We start from the raw sequence: 13912 nt of genomic DNA on the forward strand, positions 1-13912 counted from the left end.
CCCTCTTTTCAAAAAGTGATTATTGGTCTTCTTTTAACCAGCGGCAGGCATCTTTTGCATGATAGGTAATAATTAAATCTGCACCAGCACGCTTCATACCAACCAGCATTTCAAGCACGGTCTTTTTCTCATCAACCCAGCCGTTCCCAGCGGCTGCTTTAATCATGGCATATTCACCGCTTACGTTGTAAATAACAACAGGCAGGTTAAAGTTATTTTTTATATCACGGACGATATCAAGATATGGCATACCTGGTTTTACAATTAAAAAGTCAGCACCCTCTTGAACATCAGATTCTGCTTCTCTAAATGCTTCCATCCGGTTAGCCGGATCCATTTGATAGGTTTTACGGTCGCCAAATTGCGGTGCACCTTCCGCAGCCTCACGGAATGGACCGTAGAAGGCAGATGCATATTTAACAGCATAAGACATAACAGGGATTTCTGTGAAACCGGCTTCGTCCAAACCAGCACGAATGGCTACCACAAAGCCGTCCATCATGTTGGATGGGGCAATAATGTCGGCGCCCGCTTTCGCTTGGGCAATTGCCGTTTTAACAAGCAATTCAAGCGATTCGTCGTTAAGGACTTTCTCCCCTTCAATCACACCACAGTGGCCGTGGTCAGTGTATTCACACAAACATGTATCGGCAACAACAATTATTTCCGGATAGTTTTCTTTAATATAACGTGTGGCAACTTGAACAATACCATGGTCATGATACGCTTGCTCACCACAGGCATCCTTCGTCTTCGGAATCCCGAATAATAAGACAGATTTTATCCCGTGAGCGACGATATCATCCATTTCTTCTTTAAGATTGTCCATCGATACTTGGAATACTCCAGGCATGGATGATACCTCATTGCGAATATTTTCACCTTCATAAATAAACAGAGGATAAATGAAATCCTCCGCTCTTAAGTGATTTTCTCGGACAAGCGCGCGCATATTGGCACTTGAGCGTAAACGGCGATGACGTGAAAATTGTAATTCCATTATGTGTTTACCCCCTAAAATAAGTAACATTTCCTTTTACTCGCGGATTGCACCGCTTTACTCGCGAAGCGCTGTTTTCAAACAGCGGATCCCTTCTCCAAATAAGTAATCATGCTTTTAATCATTTCCGCCACCGTATACTCCTCCGGTGAAGCATGTACCGTTAGTCCATATTCCTGTAACTTTTTCTCAGTAACCGGTCCGATACAGCCTATCAGACAACTCTCCATCTGTTCCTCTAAACCATGTTCCCTGACAACATCCATTAGATGGTCGACAGTCGATGGACTTGTAAACGTAAGGATGTCCAGCTGGTGATCAGCCAACATCTTCGTAAGCTTTACACGGCTATCTTCCGGCATGTAGGTTTCATAAATAACTACCTCATCCACTGCAGCCCCAGCTTCCGTTAACGCGCTGGCGATATATTCCCGGGCAAGATTCCCCTTTGGAAGCAATACCCTTGCACCACTATTTACATACGGTAAAAACTCTTCAACAAAACTTTCAGCTACAAAGGATGACGGGACAAATTCCACTTGAAGGCCCCTATGCTGCAAGACATCTGCAGTCTTTTTACCAATCACAGCTATCTTTGGAAGAGAGGAACCGGCCATATCAAAAAAAGAAAAAAAAGTGTCAACGGTAACGTTACTCGTAAAAATAATCCAATCATATGTATCAAGGGCCATCAAACAATCGTGAAGGCGCTGATTTTGTGCAATCGGCCGAAAGGCGATGAGAGGGATTTCCACAGGAGTCCCTCCGTACCTTTCAACCAACTCAACAAACGGTTTTGCTTGATTTTTTCCTCTTGGAACGAGAACCTTTTTATCAAGCAATGGTAAAGATTTTAGCATTGACCCTCAAGCTCCCGTTTGACCCTGTCAATCAAATCCTTAGCACCTTTTTCAATTAATAAATCGGCAGCTTGGTTACCAAGTTCTTCTGGATTTTGGCCGCGAAGTTCTTCCTTGAAGACATCATTTCCTTCAGGTGAAGCAACTAATACATTTAATACTACTTCATCTGTTGCATCATCAATGCGAGCGAAGCCGGCAATTGGTACCTGACAGCCGCCCTCCATTTTTTGAAGGAATGCACGTTCAGCACGAACCGCTCTCATCGTTTTCTTGCAAGTGAATTTTTCAAAAAGCTCTAGTAATTCTTTATCATCTTCGCGGCATTCAATGGATAATGCCCCTTGACCTACAGCAGGAATACAAATATCGGCATCTAGAAACTCCGTTACGACATCGGAAGTCCAACCTAGGCGGGAAAGGCCTGCAGCTGCTAAAATAATCGCATCGTATTCATCTGTTTCTAATTTTGCTAATCTTGTATCAACATTACCGCGAATCCATTTAATCTCTAAATCCGGGCGCTGCACCAATAGCTGGGCACTGCGGCGCAGGCTGCTCGTACCAATAATCGCTCCTGGCTTTAAATCGTTTAATTTTACATGGCCTTTTGAAATAAGGGCATCGCGGTGATCTTCACGGAATGGAATACAGCCAATCGTCAACCCTTCAGGCAGGACGGCAGGCATGTCTTTCATACTATGAACCGCCATATCAATCTCTTTATCAAGCATCGCCTGCTCGATTTCTTTTACAAATAACCCCTTACCACCAACTTTAGAAAGGGTAACGTCAAGGATTTTATCCCCTTTCGTAACAATTTCTTTGACCTCAAATTCGAAGGATGGATCAAGTTTTTTCAGCTGATCCATTACCCAATTTGTTTGTGTTAACGCTAATTTACTCCGTCTTGAACCAACAATAATTTTCCTCATGACTGCCTCCTAGGGTTATGCATACCATAAATGAAACGATGATAATTGACCAAATAAGAAAAAGTTTATTAATACGATTAAAAATGATCCTGTATTCCAAATGGCTAATTTCTTGCCGGATATGTTTTTCGCAATTCGTAAATATAAATAAATGCTATAGGCCGTAAGTAACAAGAACGATCCGATAATTTTCATATCGTACCACGGCATCCCCGGAACCTTAAGAAATGCCCACTGCAGACCTAAGATCACACTTAGAAGCAGCATCGGAACACCGATGACGGCCAATATGTAAGATGACTTTTCTAATTTCTCTAAATCTGCCAGCCGTAAAAGGCGTGTTCCCCATTTTTTTCGTTTCAATAAATCATATTGAAGCAGGTATAATGACGAAAAGACAAAGGATAATGAAAAGGCCCCGTATGACAAAATCGCCATCGTAATATGGATCAACAACAATTCCGATACTAGCTGCTTTGCCATGATATGCGATGAGTATTGCATCGGAGCAAAGGTATGAATGGCCATCACGGTAAATCCAAGGATGTTTGTAAAAAAGACGATAAAATCGACCCGAAGTAAGTGATTTATCCCAATTGACAATGTTACTAATACCCAAGCATAAAAATAGAGTCCCTCAAAGATCGTGAGTACCGGGAACCTGCCTGTTTTCGTCATATAGATCACTAGGAACACCGTTTGTAAAACCCATACAAATGCAAGTAACCAGAAGGCAATACGGTTTGCCTTCCGGTTATGGTGAATAAAGTCAAAAAAGTATAACAGCACACTGAAGGCATATAGAACAACTGTTAGTTCATGCAGCCTTGTCATATAAAGGTCAAACATAGCCGCGTGGCCCCCTTATGACTGAAAAGAAGCCTGGACTTCTCCAACCTGCATTTTATTCGTTTCGGCTATTTTCAAATGTTGATCTTGAACAAGCTCTTCAATATTAAATATCTTCATAAAGAATTCCATTGCCTGATCCGCATCCGGTCTTGCGGCCAATTCCTTCGCTTGTAATATAGGATCTTTTAATAGCTGATTGATGATGCTTTTTGTATGTTTATTTAACACTTTCATATCGCGATCCGATAAGTTTGGCAGCTTTCTTTCCAAACTAACCATCGTTTCAGCTTGAATCGCGAGGGCTTTTTCCCGTAAGGCTGAAATCACAGGGACTACACCAAGCATGCCAAGCCAATGATTGAATTCAACAATTTCCTTTTCGATCATAAGCCTAATTTTTGCCGCTGCTTTCTGACGTTCCTGTAAATTAGCCTGGACAATTCCCTCTAAGTCGTCAATATCGTATAAAAAGACATTCTCGAGCTCAGCAATTCTTGGATCCAAGTCACGTGGAACAGCAATATCAACCATGAATAACGGTTTTCCTCTACGCTTTTTCTCAACACGAGCCATCGTTTCTTTTGAAATGACAAAGTCCTTTGAACCCGTGGAACTGATTAAAATATCTGCTTCTACAAGTGATTTCTCCAGTTCCGCTAATGATCGGGCTTCACCGTTAAAACGGCTCGCAAGTACCATGGCTTTATCATACGTACGATTGATGACTGTTACTTTTTCCACGCCGTTTCCATGCAGGTTTTGGGCTGCTAATTCGCCCATTTTCCCTGCCCCAAAAATTAACACATGCTTTTTCGCAAGCGAACCGAAGATTTTTTTCGCCAATTCAACAGCAGCGTAGCTGACAGATACAGCATTGGCACCAATATCGGTTTCTGAATGGCCTCGTTTTGCCATGGTAATCGCTTGTTTAAACAAATGGTTAAATACCGATCCAGTCGTTTCTTCTTGCTGTGCTACCATAAAGCTTGTTCGCACCTGTCCAAGAATTTGCGTTTCCCCTAATACCATAGAATTAAGTCCGCACGTTACATTAAATAAATGTTCAATCGCTCCGTCGTCTTCATAAACGAATAAAAACGGCGAAAATTCGGTTTGATCCATTCCAAACCATTCAGATAGAAATTCTTTAATATAATAGCGGCCGGTATGTAGCTGATCGACAACCGCATAAATTTCTGTACGATTACAAGTAGACAAAATGATATTTTCTAAGATGCTTTTTTTCGTGTTTAATTTTTTAATGGCATCCACAAGGTCGGTTTCATTGAATGTTAACCGCTCACGGATTTCTACTGGGGCAGTTTTATAGTTAAGACCTATGACGACTATATGCATTTAGTTAATTACACCCCCAATAAGATTACAGTAGTAACTAGTAAGATTATACCATGAGCAATTTCGACTTTTACCCGAAAAATGTGAACAGAAAATGAAACTATGTGATAAGATATAGTAAAACTGGCCGTTGGAATGGCCTAGTCGGCTATTCTTATAGTAAAAAAATATATGAGGATAAATTACTTCCCTATGTACAGTACCAAAAAAATAGACTAGATTCAAGTAAACCTTATTGGAAGTGGTGTTTTTCAATGAAAAATCAACGAATTTTCCCAGGGATTATTCTTATCGGATTTGGGGCTTACTTTTTATTGCAGCAGGCAGGTATAACACTTTTTCAAGCATTTTTCACCTGGCCGACATTGCTCATTATTGTCGGAATTGCTTTTTTGGGTCAAGGCTTTTCAGCAAGAGATTATGAAGCTATCCTCCCCGGGGTGATTATGAGCGGATTCGGACTACACTTTCATCTATCAGGGCATGTACCATTCTGGCCCACAAATACAATTGGTATGTTAATCCTTATCATTTCAATAGGCTTTTTCCTTCGCTTTCAAAAGACGAACAATGGGCTGTTTCAAGCATTCCTTTTTCTTATTTTAGCAGTACTACTGCTTTTTTATGATAAAATTGCCAGTTATTTTGGTTTGCTGCAAAACGGAATGAATATCATTTGGAAGTTTTGGCCTGCTCTTTTAATTGTTGTTGGTATCTATTTTCTGCTAAAAAAGAAAAAATAACCGCCCGCGCATATTGATTGCGCTGACGGTTATTTTTTTTACATATAGCTTTGTAATATTTTCCAGGCTTGATCTTTTCCTTCCCCGGTTTCGGATGAAAACAGCAGGAGATGGTCATTTTTATCAAGATCTAGAGTTTCTCGGGTTACTTTTAGATGCTTTTGCCATTTCCCTTTAGGGATTTTATCCGCTTTAGTGGCGATGATGACACATGGAATTTCGTAATGCTTTAAAAAGTCATACATCATAATATCATCTCGTGTCGGCGGGTGGCGGAGATCAACGATCAAAACGGCTGCACGCAACTGTTCGCGACTGGTAAAATAGGTTTCAATCATCTTCCCCCAAGCCGCACGCTCTGTCTTTGATACCTTTGCATACCCGTAACCAGGGACATCCACAAAATGGAGGATTTCATTGATTAGGTAAAAGTTTAGGGTCTGTGTTTTACCAGGTTTCGATGAAATTCTGGCTAAACCTTTCCGGTTTAGCATTTTATTAATAAACGATGATTTACCAACATTTGAGCGGCCGGCAAGGGCAAATTCCGGCAGTTCTGTATCCGGATACTGATCCGGTTTCACGGCACTAATGACAATATCTGAACTTACTACCTTCATCGGGCATCACCTTCTAAAAGGGCGTGCTTCAGCACTTCGTCCACATGGGATACCGGTACAAATTCTAAATCATTTCGGATACTTTCAGGAATATCATCAATATCTTTTATATTATCCTTCGGAAGAATGATCTTTGTCAGCCCAGCACGATGGGCGCTTAGTGTTTTTTCCTTCAAGCCGCCAATCGGCAATACTCTGCCCCGTAAAGTAATTTCACCTGTCATCCCCACTTCCTTACGAATCGGTCTGCCGGTTAAGGCCGATACAAGTGCTGTTGCCATTGTGATCCCTGCAGATGGGCCATCTTTCGGAACTGCGCCCTCAGGAACATGAATATGGATATCATATTTTTCATGAAAATCTTCGGCAATCCCAAGAACCCCCGCTTTAGAGCGAATATAACTAAAAGCAGCTTGTGCCGATTCCTTCATAACATCCCCAAGCTTACCTGTTAATACGAGCTTGCCTTTACCAGGCGAAAGTGAAACCTCGATTTGCAGGGTATCGCCGCCAGCCGTTGTATAGGCTAATCCTGTAGCAACCCCGACTTGATCTTCCGCTTCTGCCATTCCATAATGGAAACGTGTTTTCCCTAAAAATTCTTCTACATTCTTTTCGGTAATAATGACGCGCTTTTTCTCACCGGAAACAATGATTTTCGCTGTTTTCCGGCAAATAGTCGCCATTTGCCGCTCGAGGCTTCGCACCCCTGCCTCACGCGTATAATATCGAACCACCTTCAGAATTGCTTCATCACGAACTTGAAGAATCCCTTTTGTCAAGCCGTTTTCTTTAATTTGTTTTGGCAGTAAATGGTCTCTGCAGATATGAACCTTTTCAAGCTCGGTATAGCCGGCAATGGTTATGATCTCCATTCTGTCCAACAACGGCCCCGGAATCGTCGAAAGGTTATTGGCTGTTGCAATGAACATAACCTTCGATAAATCATACGTTTCTTCTATATAATGATCACTAAAATTATGGTTTTGCTCCGGATCTAAAACCTCAAGCATTGCACTTGATGGATCACCACGGAAATCACTCGACATTTTATCGATTTCATCAAGTAAGAAGACCGGATTAATTGTGCCTGCCTTTTTCATCCCTTGAATGATTCGCCCCGGCATTGCCCCGACATATGTTCTTCTATGACCGCGGATTTCGGATTCATCACGGACACCGCCAAGCGAGACACGGACAAAATTGCGATTAAGTGATGTTGCCACTGAACGAGCAAGACTTGTTTTACCAACACCCGGAGGTCCTGCAAGACAAAGAATCGGTCCTTTTAAGGAATTTGTCAGCTTTTGTACCGCTAAATATTCCAACACCCGTTCTTTTACTTTTTCAAGTCCGTAATGGTCTTGATTTAAAATCTTTTCGGCCCTAAGAATATCGATATCATCCTCCGTCTTTTTAGACCATGGGATGGAAATCAGCCAGTCAATATAGTTGCGGATAACGGCACTTTCGGCTGAGCTTGTTGGTACTTTTTCATAACGGTCAAGCTCCTTCATTGCTGTCTTTAGCACATGATCCGGCATTCCCGCCTGTTCTATTTTCTTCGTCAGATCCGCAATTTCACCTGTCTTACCTTCTTTATCGCCTAATTCTTTTTGAATGGCTTTCATTTGCTCTCGAAGGTAGTATTCTTTTTGCGTCCGTTCCATCGAACGTTTTACACGTTGGCCAATCTTCTTTTCAAGATTTAGGACTTCTTTTTCATTATGAATCGTATCAATGACACTATTTACACGCGCTTTGATATCAATCGTCTCAAGGATCTCTTGCTTCTCTTTTAACTTTATTGGTAAATACGACGCGATGATATCTGCCATTCTACCCGGTTCCTCAATATCAGCAACCGATGCATAGGTTTCGGCAGAAATCTTTTTCGATAATTTTATGTATTGCTCGAAATAATCAAGCATTGTTCTCATCAAGGCCTGGTCTTCTACATCTTTTGTATCTGGATCCTCATATGTAACAATATTAACGGAATAATAGTCCTCGTCATCATATATCGCGACAATTTCCGCTCTATTTAAGCCTTCTACCAAAACACGAATGGTTCCATTTGGCAGTTTAAGCATTTGCTTAACCTTCGTTAATGTTCCAAGCTTATATAAGTCCTCTTCAGTCGGCTCATCAATGGAAACATCCTTTTGAGTCGTTAAGAATATTAAATGGTCATCTACCATTGCTTTTTCAAGTGCCTGCACAGATCTTTCCCGGCCTACATCTAAATGAAGAACCATTGTTGGATAGACAAGCAATCCACGAAGCGGCAGGAGGGGGACGATCATTTCGTTCTTTTTCGCCAAAATACTGCACCTCCACATGCAAAAATCCTTTTTTCTACTTCAAAGCAGAATAGTCTTTGTTGTACAATTCTATCTTATTTGTTTTTACGTGTCTATTTTTAGAGTGTGGAGACTAATCTCTTTTTCACTATCATTATCATCCCCATTTTTCTATCAAAAAAACTTCGGTATGATTTTTCAACCAAACCGAAGTTTTCTTTTAAAAAAGAAGTATAAAATTTTTGACTTTGAGAATTGTCCAGCTACAGCGCCCTACGCTATTCGCCGCTGACCAGGGTACTTGCGCTTTTCTCAAATTGACTCTTTTTTCGTTAACTCAATCGATGCCGGTATGGCTTCCATTTTAGGATAGGAATTGACTAAGGCAATTTCAAAGACTTCGTGTAGATGGGTAACAGGAACAATAGTAATTCCATCGATTTCATTTAATATGGTTTGCATATTCTCATCTGGGATAATCACCGTCTTAGCTCCAGCCTTCCGTGCCGCTTTCACCTTTGGATAGACACCGCCAATCGGTTTCACATTCCCATGAATACTGATTTCCCCAGTCATTGCCACGGTGTTATCAATAGGAATTTTATAAATAGCAGAATAAATCCCTGTTGCCATCGCGATACCCGCTGATGGACCATCAATCGGGACACCGCCGGGAAAATTCACGTGGATATCATAGTCATTGGCCGGTACACCCATTGAACGTAATACAGTAATAACATTTTCAATCGACCCGCGCGCCATACTCTTTCGGCGAATTGATTTACCCTGGCCGCCAATACTTTCTTCTTCCACGATTCCAGTAATATTAATCGAGCCCTTATCCTTTGCTGGGATAACCGTCACTTCTATTTCCAGTAGCGCCCCGGAATTTGGCCCGTAGACTGCCAGTCCATTCACAAGACCCACGTGCGAAATATCATTAATCTTCCGCTCCATTCTTGGTGTCATTTGACTGGAATGGATAACCCACTCGATATCTTCATCCTTAATAAAATCACGGTCTTCGGTAATCGCAAGCCCCGCCGCAATTTGAATCATATTAACCGTCTCACGGCCATTTCTTGCATATGTAGATAAGGTTTCAACGCCTGTCTCGCTTATTTTTAGGTTTACTTTCTCGGCTGCTTTTCTAGCAACGACAACAATTTCTTCCTGATTTAAATCACGGAAGAATACCTCCATACAGCGCGAACGAATGGCAGGAGGAATTTCACTTGGCGTTCTCGTCGTCGCTCCGATTAAACGAAAATCGGCGGGAAGGCCATTTTTAAAAATATCATGGATATGCGTTGGGATCTGATTATTTTCTTCGTGGTAATAGGCGCTTTCAAGGAAGACCTTCCGATCCTCCAACACTTTCAATAGTTTGTTCATTTGAATGGGATGCAGTTCACCGATCTCATCGATAAAAAGAACCCCGCCATGTGCGTTGGTTACTGCCCCTTGTTTTGGCTGTGGAATTCCAGCCTGTCCCATGGCACCGGCACCTTGATAGATTGGGTCATGGACGGAGCCGATTAACGGGTCGGCAATCCCGCGTTCATCAAATCGGGCTGTTGTTGCATCTAATTCAATAAAGACAGATGCTGGCTTAAATGGTGATTTTGCATTCTTTTTGGCTTCTTCTAAAACGAGTCGGGCCGCTGCTGTTTTGCCAACTCCTGGTGGACCGTAAATGATCACATGCTGCGGATTAGGGCCGCATAATGCTGCTTTTAATGATTTTATTCCATCCTCTTGGCCTACAATATCATTGAAGCTTGAAGGACGAACTTTTTCAGATAATGGTTCCGTTAAGGATATTGATCGCATTTTGCGAAGCTGCTCCATTTCTTTCCGGGATTCCCGATCAATGGACACTTTTTGCGTACGCTGGTTCCTTAGCAAATTCCAAAAATACAGCCCAATAATAATTCCGAAAAACAGCTGTATAAATAAGGCAATCCCTGTCCAACTCATATATTTCCCTCCTACAACTAAATACTCAATATATAGTAATAAGTATTTCCTGTAGAAACGCGGAATAAACTATAAATTTTTAAAACTGTATGGTAAGGATGCTGATAGGATTCGCTCATTGAACCCGGAAATTCGCTCATTGAACTTCGAAATTCGCTCATTGAACTTCGAAATTCGCTCATTGAACTCAGGAAATCGCTCATTGAATGCGGAATATCACATATTGAACTCCTACAAACGTGAAAAGACCCGGCCAACAGCCGGGTCTTCCCTATTTTATGCAGATTTTTCTTCGACCACAACAGTTCCATCTTCCAAAACAAGCTTTGGAACACTATTGTCGATTACGGTTTCTTTCGTGATGATACATTTCGTGATGTCATCACGGGATGGAAGGTCAAACATGACATCAAGCATGATTCCTTCAATAATTGAACGTAACCCACGGGCACCCGTTTTACGTTCTATAGCTTTCTTTGCAATTTCAGTCAGCGCACCTTCTTCAAACTGCAGCTCGACTTCGTCGATTTCAAGCATTTTTTGATATTGCTTCACAAGTGCATTTTTTGGTTTTGTTAAGATTTCAATTAATGCAGCCTCATCCAATTGCTCAAGGCTTGCAATCACAGGAAGACGGCCAATAAATTCTGGAATTAATCCAAAACGAAGCAAGTCTTCAGGTAATACCTTGGAAAGAAGTTCCTTCGAGCTAATATCTACCTGCTTGACGTCTGAACCGAACCCAATAACCTTTTGACCTAAACGGCGTTTGATAATTGGTTCAATTCCGTCAAATGCTCCACCACAAATAAATAAAATATTCGTTGTGTCAATTTGAATGAATTCTTGATGCGGGTGTTTTCTGCCACCTTGTGGCGGAACACTCGCCACCGTACCTTCAAGAATTTTTAATAGAGCCTGCTGAACACCTTCACCGGAAACATCTCTAGTGATGGAAGGGTTCTCTGATTTACGGGCAATTTTATCAATTTCATCAATATAAATAATGCCTTTTTCAGCCTTTTCCACATCATAGTCAGCAGCTTGAATTAATTTTAATAAAATGTTTTCGACGTCTTCCCCAACATATCCAGCCTCTGTTAAGGAGGTAGCATCGGCAATGGCAAATGGTACATTCAAAATACGCGCCAATGTTTGGGCCAATAATGTTTTACCGCTACCAGTTGGTCCGATCATACAAATATTACTTTTCGAAAGCTCAACGTCATCAATTTTACTATTAGAATTGATGCGCTTATAATGGTTGTAAACTGCGACAGACAGCGATCTCTTCGCCTTGTCTTGACCGATAACGTAGTCGCCCAGAATTTCACAGATTTCCTTCGGCTTTGGAACGTCTTTAAATTCTACTTCTTCTTCCGTTCCAAGTTCTTCCTCCACAATTTCTGTGCAAAGCTCGATACATTCATCACATATATAAACTCCCGGCCCGGCCACTAGTTTACGAACTTGATCCTGTGTTTTGCCACAGAAGGAACATTTTAATTGTCCTTTTTCATCATTAAATTTAAACAATCCTTTCACCCCTTAAAACGTGTTTGTTGCTCACAAATAACACAAATAACATCCGAGTTTTTTCTAATTTTTCTGGTGGTATGTATGTTGCATTGTAACATATTTAGCCAATGGACTGGAAATAAAACGCTTAACGACAGTATGTTTTCTTTTCTCGTCTATTGTTTGTGTCATTCAATGAAAAACGTATGTACTCATTAATCTTAACCATTATTTTTAAAAATAAGACAAAAACCTTTATGGAAAATATTTATTCGCTATGTATTGCCTTTTTTCCTGCTTTCTTATCCATTGGCTAGATAATTAAAAGGTTTCCCTGCCCTTATTATAATATGTAATTAAAAAAATGTATAAAACAAGGCACGATTTTTTTATCGTGCCTTGTTTTTTAATGATTACTTCTTGTTTTCAACAAGAAAGTTTACAGCTTTTTGAAGTTTAAGATCTGCTTTGACGCCATCAACGCCACCAAGAGCTTGGATAATCGTGTCAACAGGCATGTTGTACATACCAGCCATTTTCTCTAGTTCAGCATTTACATCATCTTCAGAAACTTCTAGGTTTTCAACGTTCGCAATTGCTTCTAAAGTTAAGTTAACTTTTACGCGATTTTGTGCTTCTTCTTTCATTTGTTCACGTAATGCATTTTCATCTTGACCAGAGAATTGGAAGTAAAGCTCAAGATTCATCCCTTGCATTTGCAGGCGTTGTTCGAACTCTTGAAGCATGCGGTTAACTTCGTTTGTAACCATTACTTCTGGAACTTCAACTTCAGCATTTGCAGCCGCTTTTTCCACTACTGTATCACGTAGGTGGTGCTCAGCTTCATGCTTTTTGCTGTCTTCAAGGCGAGTTCTGATTTTCTCTTTCAATGCATCCAATGTTTCGACTTCCTCGTCAACATCTTTAGCAAACTCGTCATCTAATGCAGGAAGTTCTTTTCCTTTGATTTCATGTACAGTTACTTTGAATGTTGCTGGTTTACCAGCTAACTCTGCCGCATGGTATTCTTCAGGGAAAGTTACCTCTACATCCTTAGATTCTCCGGTTGCGATACCGACTAATTGCTCTTCAAATCCAGGAATGAAAGAATTTGAACCTAATTCAAGTGAGTGATTTTCGGCTTTTCCGCCTTCGAATGCTTCACCATCAACGAATCCTTCAAAGTCAAGAACAACTGTATCACCGTTTTCAGCTTTGCCTTCTTCTTTAACAACAAGCTCAGCTTGGCGCTCTTGAAGTGTTTTTAATTCGTTAGCAACGTCTTCTTCCGTAACAGTTGTGTCTAAAGCTTCAACTTCTAGTCCTTTATATTCACCTAATGTAACCTCAGGCTTTACTTGAACAGTTGCTTTGAAAATAAGGTCTTTACCCTTTTCCATTTGTTCCACGTCGATATCAGGACGATCAATTGGCTCAATTCCCGTTTCGTCAATAGCACTTCCATATGCTTCTGGAAGAAGGATATCTAATGCATCTTGATAAAGTGCTTCAACACCGAAACGCTTTTCGAACATCCCGCGAGGCATTTTTCCTTTACGGAAGCCTGGAACGTTTACTTGTTTAACAACCTTTTGAAATGCCGCGTCTAAGCCTTTGCTCACTTGCTCAGCACTTACTTCAACAGTAAGGACACCGCGGTTTCCTTCTAACTTTTCCCATTTCGCTGACATACTTTTTCCCTCCAACAAATCTATTCTCATTTCATTCGATAACGAATTTGAGTC

Annotated in this window: 11 protein-coding genes; 1 reads left to right on the forward strand and 10 read right to left on the reverse strand. The window is 41.0% G+C overall.

Going from position 1 to position 13912, the window contains the following annotated elements:
• Nucleotides 1–19: 19 nt before the first annotated feature.
• The 5 genes from hemB to hemA form a co-directional block, all read right to left on the reverse strand.
• Complete coding sequence (hemB, locus tag RCG19_RS03335; protein ID WP_308109666.1) at nt 20–1000, reverse strand: porphobilinogen synthase; 981 nt, start codon at nt 998–1000, stop codon at nt 20–22.
• A 77-nt stretch (nt 1001–1077) separates the two neighbouring features.
• Nucleotides 1078–1860, reverse strand: coding sequence for a uroporphyrinogen-III synthase (locus RCG19_RS03340; RefSeq protein WP_308109667.1), 783 nt, complete (start codon nt 1858–1860; stop codon nt 1078–1080).
• Nucleotides 1854–2795, reverse strand: a complete 942-nt coding sequence (gene hemC / locus RCG19_RS03345; RefSeq protein WP_308109668.1) for a hydroxymethylbilane synthase — start codon at nt 2793–2795, stop codon at nt 1854–1856. The genes RCG19_RS03340 and hemC overlap by 7 nt, the downstream gene beginning before the upstream one ends.
• Before the next feature lie 15 nt (nt 2796–2810).
• Nucleotides 2811–3644, reverse strand: coding sequence for a cytochrome C assembly family protein (locus RCG19_RS03350; RefSeq protein ID WP_308109669.1), 834 nt, complete (start codon nt 3642–3644; stop codon nt 2811–2813).
• A 15-nt stretch (nt 3645–3659) separates the two neighbouring features.
• Entirely contained in the window at nt 3660–5003 is a 1344-nt protein-coding gene (gene hemA / locus RCG19_RS03355) for a glutamyl-tRNA reductase (protein ID WP_308109670.1), read from the reverse strand.
• A 254-nt stretch (nt 5004–5257) separates the two neighbouring features.
• Here hemA and RCG19_RS03360 point away from each other — a divergent pair, with 254 nt between their 5' ends.
• Nucleotides 5258–5746, forward strand: coding sequence for a LiaI-LiaF-like domain-containing protein (locus RCG19_RS03360; protein ID WP_166239278.1), 489 nt, complete (start codon nt 5258–5260; stop codon nt 5744–5746).
• A 38-nt stretch (nt 5747–5784) separates the two neighbouring features.
• On the opposite strand, the gene yihA is transcribed toward RCG19_RS03360, so the two are convergent.
• From yihA to tig, 5 genes are all read right to left on the reverse strand, one after another.
• Nucleotides 5785–6366, reverse strand: a complete 582-nt coding sequence (gene yihA, locus RCG19_RS03365) for a ribosome biogenesis GTP-binding protein YihA/YsxC (RefSeq protein ID WP_308109671.1) — start codon at nt 6364–6366, stop codon at nt 5785–5787.
• Nucleotides 6363–8690: an endopeptidase La gene (gene lon / locus RCG19_RS03370; protein ID WP_308109672.1), complete on the reverse strand. Its 2328-nt coding sequence runs from the start codon at nt 8688–8690 to the stop codon at nt 6363–6365. Before lon ends, yihA begins: the two co-directional genes overlap by 4 nt.
• A 291-nt stretch (nt 8691–8981) precedes the next feature.
• On the reverse strand, nt 8982–10649 hold the full coding sequence (lonB, locus tag RCG19_RS03375) for an ATP-dependent protease LonB (RefSeq protein WP_308109673.1): 1668 nt from the start codon (nt 10647–10649) through the stop codon (nt 8982–8984).
• Nucleotides 10650–10925: 276 nt separating this feature from the next.
• Nucleotides 10926–12185, reverse strand: coding sequence for an ATP-dependent protease ATP-binding subunit ClpX (clpX, locus tag RCG19_RS03380; protein ID WP_308109674.1), 1260 nt, complete (start codon nt 12183–12185; stop codon nt 10926–10928).
• Nucleotides 12186–12580: 395 nt separating this feature from the next.
• Nucleotides 12581–13858 carry a trigger factor gene (gene tig / locus RCG19_RS03385; RefSeq protein ID WP_308109675.1) on the reverse strand — a complete coding sequence of 426 codons (1278 nt, stop codon included), beginning with the start codon at nt 13856–13858 and terminating at the stop codon, nt 12581–12583.
• Nucleotides 13859–13912: the final 54 nt, after the last annotated feature.

It is taken from the genome of Neobacillus sp. OS1-2 (assembly GCF_030915505.1).
GTDB lineage: Bacteria > Bacillota > Bacilli > Bacillales > Cytobacillaceae > Neobacillus.